Genomic DNA, 17,580 nt, shown 5'->3' with positions numbered 1-17,580 from the left:
AAGTTCGCGGCTCGGCTTCGGCGGGACGGTGCCTGCTAATTTTGACGCGGCTGCCACCGAGCACCGAGGGGGGCGCACAACATGCCGATCACCGAGTTCTTTCCCGGCATCAAGATTGTCGATTCCGACACTCACTGGACTGAGCCGCACGACCTGTGGACCAGCTTGGCGCCAGCCAAGTACCGCGATCTGGTACCGCAGATCCGCGAGCACAAGGGAAAGCGCAAGTGGGTGGTCAACGGCGACATTCCGATCGCTGGCGACTCAGCGGTGTCGGCGATCCTGCCCGATGGCGAAAAGATGCTCGGGCTGAAGTTCCTCAAACACGACATCGAGATGGTGCACGCTGCGTCCTACGACTGCGACGCCCGCCTTGAGCTGATGGATGCCATGGGTGTGAGCCACGGCATCGTGTATCCCAACGTCGGCGGCTTCGGGAACCAGAACTTCCTCAAGGTGGAGGACCGGGCGCTGCGCATCGCCTGCGTGGAGATCTACAACGACTGGATGGCCGACCTGCAGGCCCGCTCAGGCGGTCGCATCCTGCCGATGGCGCTCGTGCCGTGGTGGGACATCGACGCCAGCGTGCTCGAGGTCGACCGCATGCACCGCAACGGTGCCAAGGGCATCGTGATGTGCTCCAACCCGCACGACTCGGGCATGCCGAATTTCGCACAGCCCGAGTGGCGGCCGTTCTGGGAGATCTGCGAAGCCTTGGAGATGCCGGTCAATTTCCACATCGGCGCGTCGGAGGGCGACATCAACTGGTCTGGCTCGGTGCCGTATGACACCTGGTCGGGCGATGTGAAGATCTCCCTCGGCGGAGCCGCGATCTTCCTGGGCCAGCTGCGCTGGATGGTGAACCTGCTGGTCAGCGACGTGCCGGAGCGCTACCCGAACCTCAACTTCGTGTCGGTGGAGAGCGGTGTCGGCTGGATCCCGTTCCTGCTGGACGCGCTCGACTACCAGTGCGGCGAGACCGCACCCGAGCACATGGCCCACCTGTCGATGAAGCCCTCGGAGTACTTCCGGCGGCAGTTCTTCGGCTGTTTCTGGTTCGAGTCCCAGACGCTGGCGCCGGCCATCGACCACATCGGGGCTACCCAGATCATGTTCGAGACCGACATCCCCCACCCCACCTGCCTCTACCCGCACAGCGTCGAGCGGGTGCGTGACGCGATCGGCAATCTCGATCCCGCTGTCCAGAAGCGGATCCTGCAGGACAACGCCGCCGAGCTCTACAAGATCGACCTGTAGCGGGGCGCTTGCGACGGTTGTCGCCGAGGGCGGTCGCTACGCGGCGGTGGCCCCTCGGCTGAGTCGGTCGGCGCCCCAGCGCGCCATGTCGGCTTCGAGATCGAGCGGGATGTTGCGCGGGGCGTCGGGTTCGTAGAGCTCCAGCGGCACCTCCCACATCACCTCGAACTCGATGCCGTCAGGGTCGTGGCAGTACAGGCTGCGACTAGTGCCGTGATTGTTCTCGCCCATCAGGGCACCCATCTCGGCCAGCCGGGTCCTAGCCTCGGCCAGCTCGGCGAGCGTGGCGATTTCCCAGGCCAGGTGATAGAGGCCCACATGGCGTGCCGGTGCACCTTCGCCAGCCGCGTCGAACAGTCCGAGGTCGTGGTCGGTGTTCGACGAAGGCGACGCCATGAACACAGCGGTGCCGTAGCGGTTCACGACCTGCAGGCCGAGTGCCTGGGTGTAGAAGCCAGCAGAGGCTTCGGGGTCGCTCACCCAGAGCACTGCGTGTCGTATGCCGAGCGTGGCCATGTCGCCTCCCGTCGGTGCAACTCGGGCTGCGGGCGCTGGCAGGCCCGTCGATCGCACCCCTCGCCTCGCCCGGATCGTACCGAGCAGGTGTGCGCCGTCTGTACGTCCATCGTTCGGTCCTGAACTCGCCGACGCAACGCTGCACAGTGGCGCTCAGCCCGACTGCCAGCGCACTAGGGCAACTGGAGCTTGATGCCGCCAAAGGCAGCGTCGTCGGGATCTTGTAGGGCATTGGTTGCCTTCAATTGGCCCTCGGTAGCCCCAGCGTCATGCCAGGGCATGGCTGCCGTCCATCGCCAAGCAAAACTCATGACTCTCATCAGTGCGGCAACATCATCAGCCTGTGTTGTCGAGGTGCGCCGCAGGCAGCCGATGTACTCATTGCGGAACACACTCGGGATGATGATCCGAGCAGCATCGACCGCCGACAGCTCGGCGTTCATCATCACGCGTGCCACCCTCCCATTGCCGTCGGTGAAGGGGTGAACCTCGGCCACCATGATCATGATGTAGAGCGCGCGCCGGAAACCAGCGGGAACCGAGGGGGACAGCTCGAAACCTTGACGCAGCGTGCCCTCGACCAAGGGGGGATCGACAAAAGGGTACGCGCCGACTTGGTTGGGTGCCTGCTTCCACTGCCCCGGACCCACTTCGGGGCGGCCTGTGAGAATCATCTGATGTCGCTCGCGCAGGTGACTCAGGAACCCCTCCACATCCTCAGCGGTGGCCCTGCGTCCGACGGTGTCGGCTACACAGCGATAGGTGCCCAAGATGTCGTGGCCATCGGCTGGGCGAGCAGGTGGGGGTTGCTGAGTGTCGATGATGCGACGGGCTTCGGGCACCGTGAATACCGTGCCCTCGATGTAATTGGAGAAGTAGCTCTCGAAGAATGGCAGCGCTTCCGCTTCGGGTCCCGCTGGGAGCCAATCGGGCACATCCGGGTCGTCGTAGCCGGTCAAGCCCTGAGCCAGTCGGTTGAACATCTCCACCCTGCGTTCATCCCAGGCTCGACCATGCGTGAACGCTTGCAATAGCGGGCCGGCTGTGGGACGCAACGGCTGGTCACCTGCCAACTGGTCGAACAGACGCTTGATTTCGTCGACCTGATCAACTTTGCCCTGGGCCTCGACGAGGGTGGTGGCGTCGTCGCGCAGTCGCGACATCCGTTTTGGCCCCCAAGTAATGGCCTTGGCGGCCAGCCAGTCCTCGAGTTCCGCCAGCGACAGTGTCCGGGGCGTCCTTCCGCTGCGGCCACGAGTGACGGCGAGGTTGTCCGCCAAGATGCGAGCCGGGCTGGACATCCTGAGCCCGTTGGGCCAAGGCAGGTCTTCAAACGGTTCGGTCAAGGGCCTACCAGGGCGGATCCGGACTTCCATACCCGGCAACTGAATGGATTTGCGCCCACTCTGCGATGCGACGAAGATGCAGCCTCCGCTCACGCTGCCGTCTAGCGCTGCTGAGCGATCGACGATCAGGGCGCCGGGAAGCAGACGACCCAAGATGAGCCATCGGTTGGCAACCACTATTTCTGCAGGGTCGCTGATCAGGTCCGAGGAGTACAGGCGCGGTGCCAGCCGCCGGATCCGACCGTCGGCTATTGCCCTGCTGAGCGTGTCCCGCGATGCCACATTGTCAAAGAAGACGGTGCGAGGCTCCGTCGGCCAAGGAGTGGAGACTCTTCGAGCCATAATCTGACGCTAACGCCCCGAGAACTCAAAAAGCAGCATTATTTCTCTAAGAAGAGATTTTGAATCAGTCATATTTCGCTCAAGAACTCAATTATCTGATGTTCTTAGATCGAAAGACTCGATAGATGTGTCAAGACGAACTGCACCGACTCGGCACTCGCAGTCGGGCGGGGTGTCAGTTGCGGCGGGCGTCGGAGTACGGGATGTCCTTGGCGTCGTCGGGCTCTTTGGGCAGTCCCAGCACCCGCTCGCCGATGATGTTGCGCTGGATCTCGTCGGTGCCCCCGGCAATCGACATGGCCGGTGTGGACATCAGGATCTCCGACACGATGCCGTCAGCGTTGGAACCGGGGCCGACGAGCATGCCCATCGAGCCGGCGATCAATGTGTGGGCCTCATGGCAGGCACGGGCCGTCACTGACATGTTCAGCTTGGTGAGCGAGCCCTCGGGGCCCGGCGGCTTGCCGGCAGCACGTGCGGCCCGAGCGCGCTGCATGGTCCACGACGAGATCCGGCGCAGCGTCTCGACGCGGGCAATCTGCTGGCGGACCAGCGGGTCACCTATCCGCCCAGTCCGCTGTGCCTCGGGGATGACGAGGTTGGCCCGCCCTGCCCGCTGCGGGTACCACTTGTAGGTGGCGAAGTACTCGTCGCTCTCGCGCTTCGCCTGGGAGACCGTTGGACCGCCGTCGGCCGGGTAGCGGGGCCGCTGAGTCGCGACGGCGGAGCGTTCGTGCGCCAGCGTCGTGAGCCCGATGCGCCAGCCGTCACCGGGGCCGCCGACCATCTCGTCGTGCGATACCCGGGCATCGTGGAAGAACACCTCGTTGAACGTGGCGTGGCCGTTCATCTGCCGCAGCGGACGTACTTCGACTCCTGGCTGTCCCATCGGGAGCAAGAAGTACGAGATGCCCTGATGCTTGGGCACGCCCCAGTTGGTACGCGCCATCAGAATGCCGAAGCGGGCCTTGTGCGCGCCCGAGTTCCAGACCTTCTGACCGTTGACGATCCACTCGTCCCCGTCACGGTCGGCACGAGTGACTAGCCCCGCCAAGTCAGAGCCGTTGGTGGGCTCGGAGAACAGCTGGCACCACTTGTGCTCGCCGGTGAGAATCGGTCGCAGATGGCGTTGCTTCTGCTCGTCGCTGGCGTGTGTGAGCAGCGTCGGTGCCACCAGGTACATGCTGACGCCGGCCGCCACACCGACGGCCCCGACAGCGTCGAACTCGCGGTCCACCACGGCTTCCATGGACAGCGGCAGGCCCCGGCCGTGCCACTCCGTCGGCCACGACGGGGTGCCCCAGCCGGTATCGGCGAGCATGTTGCGCCACTCGGTGAGCGGCCGCTCCGGGTCCCAGTGCTCTTCCAGCCAGGTCCGGGCCTCGTCGCGCACCTCATCGACAGTCGCCATGCCGGCAGCGTAGAACCGTGGCGCAATCGACACCCGTACGCAGGGGCGAGCGTCAACCAGCCGCGACCTCCGCACGCGTTGGGCGCTGGGGTTACGTTGAGCCGATGGATCTGGGACTGACGGGCAAGCGCGCGGTGATCACGGGCGCATCGAAGGGGATCGGGCTGGGCTGCGCTGTGGCGCTGGCTCGGGAGGGCTGCGATGTTGCTCTGGCAGCGCGGTCGGCCGATGTACTGGCGAGAGCCGCCGAGGACGTGCGAGCAGTTGCGCCAGGGACAATCGTCACAACGCACGCTGTTGACCTGTCTACGGATGCAGGGCGGCAGACACTGCTGGCCGAGACCGGATGCGGCGGTGCTGCGGGAGGCGAACTCGTCGACATCTGGGTGAACAACGCGGGGGCAATTCCGGGCGGCGACATCGTGACCGTCGACGACATGACATGGCGAGACGCGTGGGACCTGAAGGTCTTCGGCTACATCGACCTGTGCCGGGCCATCTATCCCCTCATGTCCGCTCGTGGCAGCGGAGTGATCGTCAACGTCATCGGGGCGGCCTCGCTGCGGCCCCAGCCGTCCTACATCGCCGGCGCTGTGGGCAACAGCGGTCTTGTGGCGATGACCGCGGCGCTGGGCAGCCGGAGCCTGCGCGAGGGGGTGCGGGTGGTGGCCGTCAACCCCGGGCTCATCATCACCGACCGCATGGGCGACTTGCTGCGCCGCCAGGCGGTCGACGAATGGGGCGATGAGTCCCGCTGGGAAGAGCTGATCCCTGCCGATCCCGCTCCGGGAACCGTGGAGCAGGTGGCCGATGTGGTCGCCTTCTTGGCATCGGATCTGGCCGGCCACGTCAGCGGCACGTCGATCACGATCGACGGCGGCGCATCAGCTCGCTGACGTCGCCGCGCTGCAAGACCATCCCAAACCGCTCAGTAGTGTCGTGCCTCCAAGGAGGTGGCCGACCATGGATGTGCCCGACTTCAGGACAGTGACGGTTGAATCACTGGTGTCGATGATGCGAGACCGAACGCTGACCGCTGCGGCGGTGACCGAGCACGCGCTCGAGCGAATCGAAGCCCTGAATCCGCACCTCAATGCGTTCGTCGTCATTGACGAAGCGGCCGCTCGTTCCCAAGCCGCTGCCATCGATGAGCGCCTCGATGCCGGCTCCGACGTCGGCCCGCTGGCAGGCATCCCGATCGGCGTCAAGGACCTCGCCGATGCCGCAGGGTTCGTCACCACTCGCGGAGCCATGCACTTGCGCGACACCCCGCCGGTCACCTCCGACTCCACCGAAGTGGCACGTTTGCGGGCTGCCGGCGCCGTCATCGTCGGCAAGACGAATACGCCGGAGTTCGGCTGTATGGGCGACACGTATAACCCGGTGTTCGGAGCGACGTGGAATCCATGGAACCTGAGCCGTTCGCCCGGCGGTTCGTCGGGGGGCACCGGTGCCGCGATTGCATCGGGCATGGTGCCGGTCGGCACCGGGTCCGACGGCGGCGGCTCCATCCGGATTCCCTCGGCGATGTGCGGCCTGTCGGGCATCAAGACGAGCCAGGGACGCGTGCCGAGCGGGCCGCCGCCGCCAGGACTGCTGGACCTGTCGTGCGTGGGGCCGATGGCTCGCCTCATCCGTGACGTGGCGTATTGCCTCGACGCAGTGGTGGGCCCCCATCCGTCCGACCTCCGAAGCCTGCCCGCACCGACGGAGTCGTGGCGCGGGGCACTGGACGATCCCCCGCTTCCGAAGCGCGTGTTGTGGGTTCCCGCCTTCGACGGCGAACCGGTGGACGCTGAGATCCTGGCCAGCTGTGCTGCTGCGGTCGAGCGGCTCGCTGCGGAGGGCGTCGAGGTTGTCGAGATGGGCACGCTGTTCGACACGGTCTCGGGGGCGTTTCTGCCGCTCTTCCTGGGCGGGCTGATCGCTCCGGCGTTTCGGCCCCTGTACGGGACGCCTGCGTGGGATGACGTCACCGACGTGCTCGCCGTGGCGTTGGAAGAAGCCTTCGAGCGGGTGACGGTGGACACGGTGGCAGCGGCTCGCCAGCAGGCCGCCGAGCTGTCAATGCAGCTCGGCGAGGTGATGACTGGTTTCGACGCGATGCTCTCGCCGACGATGGCGGGCCAGACACCAGTTGTCGGAGGGGACGGGACCATCAACGGCGTCGAGACGGAGAATTGGGTCCGCTTCACGCCGCTTGCCAACCTCACCCGGCGCCCCGCGGGAACCATCTGCTGCGGCTTCACTGACGACGGCATGCCCATCGGCCTGCAGGTGCTCGGCCATCAAGTCGACGACATCGGCGTGCTGCAGACGCTTGCCGTGCTTGAGGATCTACTTGGTCTCGACCCCATCGCGCCGGAGATCGCCTCTGCCGCAGACTGAACTGCCAGGGCACGTCGCTTCGGGGCGGGGGGTTACGTTGGGCCGGTGGACGCCGACAAGGTGACCGAATTGCTGGGCCTCACTCCACTAGCGAGCGAAGGCGGCCAGTGGGCCCAGACCTGGCGAGACGAACATTCGTCTGCGATCTACTACCTGATGCAGCCAGGGGACTTCTCCGCTCTGCATCGTCTCGGGGGCGTCGAGCTCTGGCATCACTACGCCGGCGCACCCGTCGAGATGCTGCTGCTGGAACCCGGTGGCGGCGTCGAGCGTCCGATGCTCGGTGACGACTTGGCAGGTGGACAGCGGCCCGTCGTCGCAGTCGGGCCCGGTGTCTGGATGGCGGCGGGAACTACGGGCGACTGGTCGCTTGTCGGCACGACGGTGGCGCCCGCATTCACCGATGCCGGTTTCGAGCTTGGCGAGCGGGATGCGCTTGTTGCCGCCTACCCGCAGGCGGCCTCCGACATCGCACGCTTCACGCGAATGGAGACGGACTATGGCTGATCACGACGACCTTCCTGCGCCAGCGGACCTGCTGCGACTGGACGGCCGCGTCATCGTGGTGACCGGCGCCGGTGGCGGAGTCGGCACTGGCATCGCCCAGCGCCTCGGAGCGGCCGGTGCAACGGTGGTGGCGCACACGCGGTCGTCGCCAGTCGACCATCTGGTTGATGCCGCCAGCAACCCCGTGACCTCGGTCGAGGCGGATCTGCTCGCCCCCGACGCTCCGCAGCGCATCGTTGCCGCGGCGATCGATCATCACGGCCGCATTGACGGTTTGGTCAACAACGCCGCCATCGCGAACGTTGCACCGTTCGCCGAGCTGACCGACGATTTGTGGTCCGAGATGATCAATGTCAACCTCAATGCGACGCACCGGCTGACGCAAGCCGCCGTCCGCGCGATGCAGGCGCAGGGCTCCGGCGGCGTGGTAGTGCACATTGCGTCGATCGATGGACATCAGCCCGACGATGGGACCGGGCACTACTCCACTTCCAAGGCCGGGCTGCTGATGCATGCCAGGGCCGCGGCCGCCGCCTACGGCCCCGACGGGATCCGCGTGAACAGCATCTCGCCGGGTCTGATCGACCGGCCCAGCCTCGCCGACGACTGGCCCGACGGCGTGTCCCGCTGGAACGCAACGACACCGCTCGGCAGGCTTGGAACGGCCGCCGATGTGGGCGATGCCTGTGTGTTCCTGTGCTCGGACCTGGCGAGGTGGATCACCGGAATCGCCCTCGTTGTGGACGGCGGCGTGCTGACGCGGCCGACCTGGTGATTCAGCGCGCTGGCGGCGCGTAGATCAGCCCGCCTTCGGTCCAGCGAGCATTGGGCGTACCGGCCCGCTGCAATCCGACAAATTCGAGGTTGCGGGTGAAGATCTCTTCGTAGTTCCCGATCTGGCGGACCACCTCGTAGAACGCATTGGGCTCCAAGCCCATCTTGGTTTGCAATTCGCCCTCGCCGCCGAGCAGCCTGATTGCCTCGGCATCGAGTTCGCCGCTGCCCAGCAGATCGTCGACGTTGGCAGACGTGATGCCCTTCTCGTCGAAGATGATCGTCGCGTAGATCGTCCAGTTGACAATGTCGCCGAAGGTCGACTGGTTGGGCAGGTACAGCGGGGCAAGCGGCTCCTTGGAGAAGGGTGCTGCGGGGAAGATCACCCACTCTTGATCACCCTGTTGGCGATTCCGGCGGCCGAGGAGCCCTGAGCCGTCGGTGGTCATCAGGTCGCATGTGCCGCTGATGAAGCTGTCGGTGATGATGTCGAGATCCTCGAAGGTCTGCAGCCTTATCTCGACGCCTGCGGCGTTGGCCGCGTCGGCGACGTTCTTCTCGGTGGTGGTTCCGGCGGTGGCGCAGACCGTGGCCCCTGCGATGTCCGCCACGGTCGATGCAGGCGTGAAGCCGTCGCGGGCGCGGCCCATCAACTGCTGGCCGTCGTAGAAGGTGACCGGCGCGAAGTCGAATTTCAGGTCGCTGTCGCGGCTTTGGGTCCAGGTCGTGTTCCGCACCAGCACGTCGATGAGGCCGCTCTGCAACGCCGTGAATCTCTCGGCCGATGTGAGTGGCACGAAGTTGACCGCACCGGCGTCGCCGAGCATCGCAATGGCCAAAGCGCGGCAGTAGTCGGCATCGAAACCCGTAGTACTGCCGTCGGGTTGCGTCTCGGAGAATGCCACCGCGGCGCCGTACACCCCACAGTTGAGAACGCCCCGCGACCTCACCGTCTCGAGCAGGTCCACGTCCTGCGTTGCTTGAACTGGCACTGGTTCGGCAGGCGCTGCTGCGGCCTCTGCGTTGACGTCGTCAACGGAGCTGCAACCGGCGATCAGCAGCACCGCCGCGGCGACTGCAGCGAGCAAACCGTGGACAGCTCGCATTCGTGTCACACCCCCTTGGTGCACTGCAGGCAGGACAACGTGCACTCCAAGAGCATGGTTCATAGACATGGAGAAATCACGATGAACATATCTACCGACACCCGATCCCGCACCGGCGACTGGCTGCTCGCCGTCGCTGTGGCACTCGCCGGCTGCCTGCTGGTTGTCAGCTGGAGCATGCCCAACGGGTAAACCAGCACGGCGAGGTTCCAGCTACGACGTGGCTCGATCCAATCGCTCGCGGGCATACGTCAAGAGCTCTGGCGCAGATAGCGACTACTCGCAGCGTCCGACGTCGAGATTCCAGCTGCAGTTTGGCGTCTTGCTATTGGCGTTGATGATGCCGCCCGTCTTCTTCCATGCGTGCTTGGAGGCGTCATAGCGGTTGAAGTGGCTGCCTTCCACGAAGAAGGCATCTGAGTTGCCGTTGAACCGTGCGCGGATGCCGTCGAACAGCAGCGGATGGTAGATCTCGAGCGAACGAATCGCGAGCAAGAGGTTGGTCCTGGTCAGGCCCCCAGGCAGCGCAGCGGCAATGCGCACCGCTTCCACGTACGGGTAGCCATAGCGATAGCCCCACGCATACAGCGTGTTCGTCGTGTCGAGACCAGCCGATTCAAGCCTCGTGTTGATGAATTCAATGAACGGCTCGTCGGTGTGGTTGGGATCGGTGGAGTCCTTCCACCCGTCACCGATGATCCACCAGCCGTCAGCCGCCGAGCCTGCCGGCCTCATGTACGTCCCGACCGCAGAGCAGTAGGACATGGTGAACAGCGCGCCATCCCTGCGCCGGATGTCGCCGATCAAACCAGTGTCACGAGCGTCCCGGATGGCATCCAAGCAGGCAGATCCGGCCGTCATCGAGATGTAGACGTCAGGTCCGAAGTTCTCAATGGTCTCCATTTCCGGTCTGACACCCTGGCGACGCGGGTCGTGCCGAGCAGCCAGGAATTCGCTGACGACGTCAGGGTTGGCTTCGGCCCATTGCTTGAAGCTCGATTCGAATGGCTTGCCAAAGTCGTTGTTCATCACCAGCGCACCGACCTTGACGGGCAGCTTGTCGGAGAGGTTTCGCTTGATCCATTCGCCCCACAGGATCGCTTCGCTCGTGTATGACAACCGCGAGCCGGTCGTCCACGGGTGGTTCACGGGATCGCCTAACGCCGGGTGACCCGCCAGCAGGGCGAATGGGTGCGGGATACACGCGTCGTTCAGCGTGTTGTAGGTCGCCAGCGCACTCGGCGCTCCAGCGGTCGTGATGGACAAGACGTTGCCGTCCTCGATCAGTTCATCCACCAACTCGATCGTCCGGATCGCAGAGTAGCCATCGTCCTTGACGACGAGCTGCAGGTCCCGCGACGAGCCGTCGACGATCACAGGGTCGTTCTCGTTCACCCAATTGAGATAGTTCTCCCAGCCAATGGCGATATTGCCGTAGAAAGCGAGGTTGCCGGACTGGGCAATGGTGTGACCGATGCGGATCTCAGTGCTGGTGACTCCGGTGGTGTTCGACCAGTCATCGTCACAATCGTCGAGGTTGACCCGGAATCCGGCAGGACCTCGCAGAACGTTGTTGTCGTCGATGCCGTACTTGCCCGAGTTGATGTTGGCGGTGAGGTCCGCTATTGCCACCGCCCTGCGAGCGGCGGCTTCGGCCAAGATGCCTTCAAGCGTCGACCGGTCGGGGTCGGTCAGTTCGGTCGGCAGTTCCGGCTCGGGCACAGGCTCTGGCCTGAGGCCCGCAAGCGCAGCCTCCGAGACAGCGGCCGTGCCGCCGAACACAACGACCGTGTCAGTCTCAGCGCGCAGCCACTCGGCGGTTCCCGAGTCCATGTGCTGCACTTCGGTGAGCAGCAACGGTGCACACAGCAAGCCCAGCAGCGGACCGGCGCCGAACGAGTCGAACGGCACCCGAGCCGTCGCCAAGCCAGCCGTGGAGCGGTCGAAGCACTTGTCACCCGACGCCTGGTACTTGCCCTCGATGAACTCGGCCACCACCTGGGCCGTGTGGAACCGTGTCTCGCCGCCCAACCGAGTGACGTCCACCCCCAGTCCTTCGAGTTCGTCTTCCACCGATGTCGACACTGCAGCGGATCCGCCCATGATCATCACGTGCTCGACTCCGCTTCCCGTCACAAAGCCACTGACGCCGCCATCGAGTTCGTCCCGGGAGGTGAGCAAGACAGGGTGCGCACCGCGGGCAGCGAAACCGCCGGCAACCATGGCGTCGACGAACACCTCAGAGCTGGCCACGATGGCCGTGGTGCCATCCCCCGGCATGGTGCCCGGCGTCCCGATCCGCTCAGCCACCGCCACTGATGCCGTCGACGCGTCCGCACCCGAAATGCGCTGCACGCTGCCGAATGCGGCCAGACCGTCGATGGCCTGCTGGGACACGACATCGCTGGCACCGACCACCACGACCTCCGATACCCCAGCTTCTGTCAGGAAAGATGATGCGTCGTCGGTCAGCCCGTCGGCCTGAATGAGCAGCACCGGCGCATCGAGCGACCCCGCGAGCCCCGCAGCGATGACAGCGTCAGGCCACGACGTACCTGAAACCAGCACCACGGCGTCGATGCTCCCGCCGGCCTCTTGCACGAACCGGCGTGCCACCTCCAACGACGTCGCATAGCGGTCCTGGCCCCATAGACGCTCGATGCTCGGGGCGTCATCGCTCTGAGCCGCTGAAGCCACCGGCGCCAAAGGCAGCAATGCCGTGGCGACCACCGCAGCAAACGCGACGCGAAGCGCGGTCCTTGGACGTCGACTTCTGGCAGTGCGCAGCATGGCAACTCCTGGACCGCTTCCGTTGAGTAGTCGCCACGATCGCAGACCGGCGGGCGGCGCGTCGCACTAGGCCCGGCCGCGGACGAAGTGCTAGTAAGCAAAGACCACTTCCGACAAAGCTCGACGAGCGGGAGGTACCTCATGCTCATCGCAAACCCTCGAGGCGGTTACCACTTCCTCACCGGCATTTCCCCGTTCTCCAGCGGGGTTGTGGCCGACCCAGGGTTCGAAGTTGTTCACGCCACGCTGGGCGCGCACCTGCCGTGGCGGGAGGGCTTCGAGCTGATCGACGCCCACCTGTCCGAAGTCGGGCGAGAGCGTCAAGCTCTCTGCGCGATCGAACTCCGCTGCACGACCCCGTACTCCATGGGGGGCTTCATCGGGTTCAACGCCGGCTACGTCGAGCTCGTCCGGTCATGGGACCTTTACGTCGACGATCACAACCCGTTGGCCCGCACCAATGTGGCCCCGGCCCACAACCCGCCCGCCGAGCCGGTACTGCACGCCTTCTCCTACACCGCCGAGGCCAGCGACGACGCCCCGACGACGTTCGTGGTCTCGGGCGCAGGTGAGATTCCCGAAGCGACGCTCGACGACAGCGCCATCATCCGCAAGGGCGAGACCGGGCCTGAGGCCATGCGAGAGAAGGCCGGACACGTGGCAGCCACCATGGGTTCGCGGCTCGCAGCCATGGGCGCCAGCTGGGACATGGTCACCACGACCGACGTGTACACGGTTTTCATGCACGAAGGTCTGCTGGAGGACGCTGTCATCGGGGGTATGGGACCAGCGACCCGCCACGGTCTGCGCTGGTACCGGTCGCGCCCCCCGGTCAACGATCTCGACTTCGAAATGGACGTCCGGGGCATCCGGCACGAGATCACGGTCTAAGAGAGGTATCGAGAGGGAGTCGCATTCGGCCCGCGGGGTCAGAAAGATGTTGCACTGGCCAAACAGTTGTTAAGACTACGCTCAGCGTTCAGTGTCGCTTCCCCCGAATCCCGGGTCTCCGGTTCCAGCCGAAACGGTAGGGCGCAGTCGAGGACCTGAAGAGGTCACCGAACGCCTCTTGAATTCGGCGACCACCGTGTTCGGTGAGCGCGGCTTCGAGTCCGCCACAGTCTCGGATATCGCCCGCAGGTGTGGTCTGACCACCGGGGCCATCTACGCGCGTTGGCCCACCAAACGCGAACTGTTCGCCGCTGTCATCGAGCACACATCGGCGAAGCGAATGCTGCTGTTAATCAAGGATGCTGAGGCGACCACTGCCGAGAAGCTCACGATGCTCGGCGCAACGCTGTTCATATCGACACGCGATGACACTCGCAACCTGTGGATCGAGGCATGTGTCAGCGCCAGCCGCGACCCGTCGCTACTCCCGACCGTTGCCGAGTGCCAAGAGGCAGAAGCGGGCGATCTCGCCGAGATCGTGGCCGAAGGCAAAGCGTCTGGCGTCATCGACCCGTCGTTGAGCACCGATGCTGTCGTCTTCTTGTGCCAGTCGCTCGGCCTTGGCACCTATCTGGCCATGCGTGTTCAGGCCGATGAGCGGGGTCGCCCGACCGATGACGACTGGTCCGAAATCGCGGCTCGGCTCATCCGAGCAATCAGACCGGGGCACTGAGTCAAGCCGGCGACGGGGGCCAGCACGGCTGATCACCGTGCTGCTTGTGCTGCTGCTCGCTGGGGCAGCGGCTGCCTGCAGCACCGAGGACGCTGCGCCGACAGCTACTGCAGCCACGACCGTCCCGACAACCGGATCTTCTGGGGCATCGGAACTTCTCCCAACGACGGAACCCGTGCCGTCCACGTCGTTGCCGGCAATTCCTGCGACCTCTGAGCAACCTGATCCCACCGCCGCGCCAGGGCAGAACAGCACCATCACTGCAGAGCTGGAGGGGCGCTGGGAGGGCGTCAATCGGATCGTGGCGCTGGGAGAGCTGCTCTTCACCGTGACCTTCGCTGTGTCCGATGACGGGCTTGGAGCCGCCATGGACATCCAGGGCAATATCGGACTCGAATTGACCAACGTCACGCTCGACGGACAACGCATTCACTTCGAACTGGAGTCGCCACTGGGGCTGGCCGCCTGGGACGGGGAAGTGCGTGACGGAGTGATCGACGGTGAATTCACGCAGGGAGAAGCACAGGGGATCTTCCGACTTGAGAGATCCGTCGAGGTGGAAACCTCAAGATTCCGCAGCGACGAAGTGGTCTTTGCGAACGGCGAGATCGTCTTGGCTGGTGAGGTGACCCTGCCGGACGGCGACGGGCCGTATCCAGCCGTCGTCCTCATCAGCGGCAGCGGCGCCCAACTTCGCGATTCCGACGTAGCCGGCTTCAAGGTGTTCGCCGTGCTCGCCGACGAACTGGCCGAACGGGGCATCGCCTCACTGCGATTCGATGACCGTGGCGTCGGCGGCTCGGGGGGCGATGGTTTGGCCGCCACCATCGAGGACCGTGCCGCCGATGTCGAAGCAGCGGTCGAGCTGCTCCGATCCCGGAACGACATAAAGGCCGACAACATCGGCCTCGTCGGCCACAGCGAAGGCGGCATGGTTGCACCGTTTGTGGCCAACCGATCGGACGGCGTGGCATTTGTCGCTCTCTTGGCCGCGCCTGCCGTGCCGGGCGCCGAGCTGCTCAAGACGCAGCAGCTCGATCTTCTGGGGCTGGCCGGGGCCCCGCAGGACGAGATTGAGCAGTACCAGGAGCTGCAACGGTTGGTCTTCGAGGCGATAGCGACCGGGCAAGGCTGGGACCAGGTCACCGCAGCATCCCGAGCGTTGGCCCTCCAACAGGTGGAAGGACTGCCCGAAGGGACGCGCAACGCCTTAGGCGACATCGACAATTACGTGGACGTCATCGTCAGCCAGGAGTTGACCGCTTGGCAGAGTCCGTGGTTCGCGTCGTTCGTGGACTACGACCCGAGCCCTGCCATTGCCGCCCTTCGCATCCCCGTCATGGCGCTCTTTGGCGAGCTGGACACCCAAGTACGCGCCGACATCAATGCGACCGCGATCTCCGAGGCCATCGCTGCGGGAGATGTCCCGGGCTACGCCATCGCAACGATCTTCGGGGCAAACCACCAGTTTCAGACAGCCTCCACGGGCAGCCCCGACGAGTACGACCAGCTGAGGCCCGAATTTGCCCCCGACTTCCTGGACTTCCTACTGCCATGGCTGACCGAGCAGGTCGGACCGCGGTAGGCAGCGCTCAGCTTCAACCTTCGGGTTCATCAACCACCCGAACACAACCGAAGTCAGTCTCGAACAACCGTTGCGCTACACGGTCAACGCCGAGGCGAGCAGGGTTTGGGTGTAGGCGTGCTGGGGATGGTCGAAGAGAGCGCTGGCTGTCTGCTGCTCCACGATCTGGCCTGAGCGCATGACCGCGATGCGGTCCGCGAGGTGTCGGGCGACGCCGAGGTCGTGGGTGATGAAGAGGTAGGTGAGCCCGTGGTCAGCCTTGAGCTGCTGCAGCAGGTTCAGCACACCCGCCTGTACCGAGACGTCGAGCGAAGAGGTTCGCCTCGGCAGTCGCTGGACCTCCACAGTCGCGCCGGCGACCGGCCGTGACTCGATCCAGGCCGAGACCTGCCCAATTGCGGCCTCGATGTGGCCCGTCGCTTCCCAGTCGGCGTCGAAACTCGGTGACAGCGCCGGTATGGCTATATAGCGCTCGAACTCGGGAATGATCTCGTTTCGCCAACATGAGGCGATTGACGTCGCAACCCCGTCTGCATCCATGCTCAGATCCGCTCCCGCTGCTCAGGCCGCTCGGAGATCGTCATCGTGGTTCCCCTTCGATCGTCCGATGTCGACACATACTGCCCGTCGGCGAGCACGCCGTGGCGACCTCTGCGGGTTAACGCACGTAGGTTTGGTGCTGCCAAACACAATGACCTGCTCTTACGTCGAACCTATGCAGATGATTCAGGCATCTTGTGTCGACCTTGATGCTGCGTAACGGTCTGCTACTTCGAGACATGCCTTGACGACCAGGCGAGAAGACGGCTACGTTCGACGATTACAAATATCAAACAAATATTGGAGTGAACTGTGTCTATCCGATCGCTCAGAATTCTTCCACTGCTCCTCGTCTTCGCTCTGTTCGCCGCATCCTGCGGCGACGACGCCGACAGCGGATCTGCCGACGACACGTCGGCTCCGGCCCCAACAACAGCTGCACCGGAGCCGCCCGCCGAGGAGCCGGTCGAAGAGCCGCTGACGGTCGGCCTTGCTCTGCCTACCGCCAGGAATGACGGTGGGTTCAGCCAGTCCTACTATGACGGGCTGCTTGCGGCTGAGGCGGTCTACGGGCTGACGATTGCCGTGCAGGACAACGCCGGCGACCCGGAACAGACGGTTGACGCCCTGCGCAATCTCGCGGCGACCAACGATCTCGTCATCGGCGTCGGCGCCCAGTTTGCCGAGGCCGGCACGATCGTGGCGCCCGAATTCCCCGACGTCGAGTTCGCAATCGTCAATGGTCAGGCCACCGACGACCCCAATCTTCACATCTACATCGTCCGCCAGGGCGTGCCCGCTTATCCCGCCGGTGTGATTGCCGCCGGCCTCACCCAGACCAACAAGGTCGGATTCATCGGCGGGCTTGAGATCCCGCCCACAACCCAGTCGGCTGACGCGTTCTCGGGCGGGGCCACCTCTGTGAACCCCGACATCGAGACCGTTTCCACCGTCGTCGGCGACTTCGAGGACGTGGCCGGCGCGAAGGAAGCTGCGGCTGCCCAGATTGCGGCCGGCGCAGATGTCCTGTTCGCCTTCGTGAACTCTGGACTCGAGGGCGTGCTCCAGGCCGTCGACGAGAGCGGCGAAGACGTCAAGATCTTCAGCGTCATCTTCCCCCAATGCGGTCGCTCGACCCAGTTGGTGGGGACGGCAACGCTGAGTTCCTTGGCGCAGGTCGACACGATGGTGTCAGCGTTCCTGTCAGGTTCGATGCCGTCGGACCTCACCCTTTGGGGGGTCGAGGACCCGAACATCCAGTCATTCGTGCTCTGTCCCGACTACGCCTCCGCGGAGTTGGAGGCCCAGGTTGTTGACCTCCTCGCCGGCATCAACGACGGATCCATCGTTCTGCCCCCCGGGGTCTAGCTTCGACAGCTCACAACTAGCACCCA

Annotated in this window: 14 protein-coding genes and 1 pseudogene; 9 read left to right on the top strand and 6 right to left on the bottom strand. The window is 64.8% G+C overall.

Annotated features, from left to right (window positions below; genetic code table 11):
* Nucleotides 1-81: 81 nt before the first annotated feature.
* A complete protein-coding gene (locus ACOOHB_RS18285; RefSeq protein WP_420446220.1) occupies nt 82-1,257 on the top strand; it encodes an amidohydrolase family protein in 1,176 nt (391 codons plus the stop codon).
* Nucleotides 1,258-1,293: 36 nt separating this feature from the next.
* Here the strand turns inward: ACOOHB_RS18285 and ACOOHB_RS18280 are convergent, their stop codons facing one another.
* The 3 genes from ACOOHB_RS18280 to ACOOHB_RS18270 form a co-directional block, all read right to left on the bottom strand.
* Nucleotides 1,294-1,773: a VOC family protein gene (locus ACOOHB_RS18280; protein WP_420446219.1), complete on the bottom strand. Its 480-nt coding sequence runs from the start codon at nt 1,771-1,773 to the stop codon at nt 1,294-1,296.
* Between the two features lie 173 nt (nt 1,774-1,946).
* The gene (locus ACOOHB_RS18275; protein ID WP_420446218.1) at nt 1,947-3,461 is read right to left on the bottom strand and encodes a Fic family protein; all 1,515 of its coding nucleotides are present in this window, start codon (nt 3,459-3,461) and stop codon (nt 1,947-1,949) included.
* A 175-nt stretch (nt 3,462-3,636) separates the two neighbouring features.
* Nucleotides 3,637-4,872 carry an acyl-CoA dehydrogenase family protein gene (locus ACOOHB_RS18270; protein ID WP_420446217.1) on the bottom strand — a complete coding sequence of 412 codons (1,236 nt, stop codon included), beginning with the start codon at nt 4,870-4,872 and terminating at the stop codon, nt 3,637-3,639.
* 104 nt (nt 4,873-4,976) lie between these two features.
* On the opposite strand from ACOOHB_RS18270, the gene ACOOHB_RS18265 reads away from it, so the two are divergent.
* From ACOOHB_RS18265 to ACOOHB_RS18250, 4 genes are all read left to right on the top strand, one after another.
* On the top strand, nt 4,977-5,768 hold the full coding sequence (locus ACOOHB_RS18265) for a short-chain dehydrogenase/reductase (RefSeq protein ID WP_420446216.1): 792 nt from the start codon (nt 4,977-4,979) through the stop codon (nt 5,766-5,768).
* A 67-nt stretch (nt 5,769-5,835) separates the two neighbouring features.
* Nucleotides 5,836-7,260 (top strand): amidase, encoded by a 1,425-nt coding sequence (locus ACOOHB_RS18260; protein WP_420446215.1) that lies wholly within the window; start codon nt 5,836-5,838, stop codon nt 7,258-7,260.
* A gap of 45 nt (nt 7,261-7,305) precedes the next feature.
* A complete protein-coding gene (locus ACOOHB_RS18255) occupies nt 7,306-7,767 on the top strand; it encodes a cupin domain-containing protein (RefSeq protein WP_420446214.1) in 462 nt (153 codons plus the stop codon).
* Nucleotides 7,760-8,542, top strand: a complete 783-nt coding sequence (locus ACOOHB_RS18250) for an SDR family NAD(P)-dependent oxidoreductase (RefSeq protein ID WP_420446213.1) — start codon at nt 7,760-7,762, stop codon at nt 8,540-8,542. The genes ACOOHB_RS18255 and ACOOHB_RS18250 overlap by 8 nt, the downstream gene beginning before the upstream one ends.
* Nucleotide 8,543: 1 nt before the next feature.
* Here ACOOHB_RS18250 and ACOOHB_RS18245 read toward each other — a convergent pair whose 3' ends face one another.
* Together ACOOHB_RS18245 and ACOOHB_RS18240 are read right to left on the bottom strand one after the other, a co-directional pair.
* Nucleotides 8,544-9,647, bottom strand: coding sequence for an amino acid ABC transporter substrate-binding protein (locus tag ACOOHB_RS18245; RefSeq protein ID WP_420446212.1), 1,104 nt, complete (start codon nt 9,645-9,647; stop codon nt 8,544-8,546).
* A gap of 276 nt (nt 9,648-9,923) precedes the next feature.
* The gene (locus tag ACOOHB_RS18240) at nt 9,924-12,437 is read right to left on the bottom strand and encodes a cell wall-binding repeat-containing protein (protein ID WP_420446211.1); all 2,514 of its coding nucleotides are present in this window, start codon (nt 12,435-12,437) and stop codon (nt 9,924-9,926) included.
* Nucleotides 12,438-12,578: 141 nt separating this feature from the next.
* Here ACOOHB_RS18240 and ACOOHB_RS18235 point away from each other — a divergent pair, with 141 nt between their 5' ends.
* The 3 genes from ACOOHB_RS18235 to ACOOHB_RS18225 all read left to right on the top strand — a co-directional run bounded on the left by ACOOHB_RS18235 (nt 12,579) and on the right by ACOOHB_RS18225 (nt 15,646).
* Nucleotides 12,579-13,328 carry a RidA family protein gene (locus ACOOHB_RS18235; RefSeq protein ID WP_420446210.1) on the top strand — a complete coding sequence of 250 codons (750 nt, stop codon included), beginning with the start codon at nt 12,579-12,581 and terminating at the stop codon, nt 13,326-13,328.
* A 178-nt stretch (nt 13,329-13,506) separates the two neighbouring features.
* Nucleotides 13,507-14,061 (top strand): TetR/AcrR family transcriptional regulator, encoded by a 555-nt coding sequence (locus ACOOHB_RS18230; RefSeq protein ID WP_420446209.1) that lies wholly within the window; start codon nt 13,507-13,509, stop codon nt 14,059-14,061.
* Nucleotides 14,062-14,098: 37 nt separating this feature from the next.
* The gene (locus ACOOHB_RS18225) at nt 14,099-15,646 is read left to right on the top strand and encodes an alpha/beta hydrolase (RefSeq protein ID WP_420446208.1); all 1,548 of its coding nucleotides are present in this window, start codon (nt 14,099-14,101) and stop codon (nt 15,644-15,646) included.
* Nucleotides 15,647-15,721: 75 nt separating this feature from the next.
* On the opposite strand, the pseudogene ACOOHB_RS18220 reads toward ACOOHB_RS18225, so the two are convergent.
* Nucleotides 15,722-15,964, bottom strand: a pseudogene (locus ACOOHB_RS18220) (ABC transporter ATP-binding protein); the annotation flags it as partial.
* Nucleotides 15,965-16,498: 534 nt separating this feature from the next.
* Between ACOOHB_RS18220 and ACOOHB_RS18215 the strand changes: the two are divergent.
* A complete protein-coding gene (locus ACOOHB_RS18215; protein ID WP_420446207.1) occupies nt 16,499-17,554 on the top strand; it encodes a BMP family ABC transporter substrate-binding protein in 1,056 nt (351 codons plus the stop codon).
* Nucleotides 17,555-17,580: the final 26 nt, after the last annotated feature.

Source organism: Candidatus Poriferisodalis sp. (genome assembly GCF_965215815.1).
Taxonomy (GTDB): domain Bacteria; phylum Actinomycetota; class Acidimicrobiia; order Acidimicrobiales; family Poriferisodalaceae; genus Poriferisodalis.
The sequence above is the reverse complement of the archived record's forward strand: the minus strand, read 5'-3'. Positions and strand labels throughout refer to the sequence as shown.

What these genes read in the sequence shown, in the direction of transcription:
- ACOOHB_RS18285 (WP_420446220.1), top strand. Translation starts at nt 82, where the DNA reads ATGCCGATCACCGAGTTCTTTCCCGGCATCAAGATTGTCGATTCCGAC.
- ACOOHB_RS18280 (WP_420446219.1), bottom strand. Translation starts at nt 1,773, where the DNA reads ATGGCCACGCTCGGCATACGACACGCAGTGCTCTGGGTGAGCGACCCC.
- ACOOHB_RS18275 (WP_420446218.1), bottom strand. Translation starts at nt 3,461, where the DNA reads ATGGCTCGAAGAGTCTCCACTCCTTGGCCGACGGAGCCTCGCACCGTC.
- ACOOHB_RS18270 (WP_420446217.1), bottom strand. Translation starts at nt 4,872, where the DNA reads ATGGCGACTGTCGATGAGGTGCGCGACGAGGCCCGGACCTGGCTGGAA.
- ACOOHB_RS18265 (WP_420446216.1), top strand. Translation starts at nt 4,977, where the DNA reads ATGGATCTGGGACTGACGGGCAAGCGCGCGGTGATCACGGGCGCATCG.
- ACOOHB_RS18260 (WP_420446215.1), top strand. Translation starts at nt 5,836, where the DNA reads ATGGATGTGCCCGACTTCAGGACAGTGACGGTTGAATCACTGGTGTCG.
- ACOOHB_RS18250 (WP_420446213.1), top strand. Translation starts at nt 7,760, where the DNA reads ATGGCTGATCACGACGACCTTCCTGCGCCAGCGGACCTGCTGCGACTG.
- ACOOHB_RS18245 (WP_420446212.1), bottom strand. Translation starts at nt 9,647, where the DNA reads ATGCGAGCTGTCCACGGTTTGCTCGCTGCAGTCGCCGCGGCGGTGCTG.
- ACOOHB_RS18240 (WP_420446211.1), bottom strand. Translation starts at nt 12,437, where the DNA reads ATGCTGCGCACTGCCAGAAGTCGACGTCCAAGGACCGCGCTTCGCGTC.
- ACOOHB_RS18235 (WP_420446210.1), top strand. Translation starts at nt 12,579, where the DNA reads ATGCTCATCGCAAACCCTCGAGGCGGTTACCACTTCCTCACCGGCATT.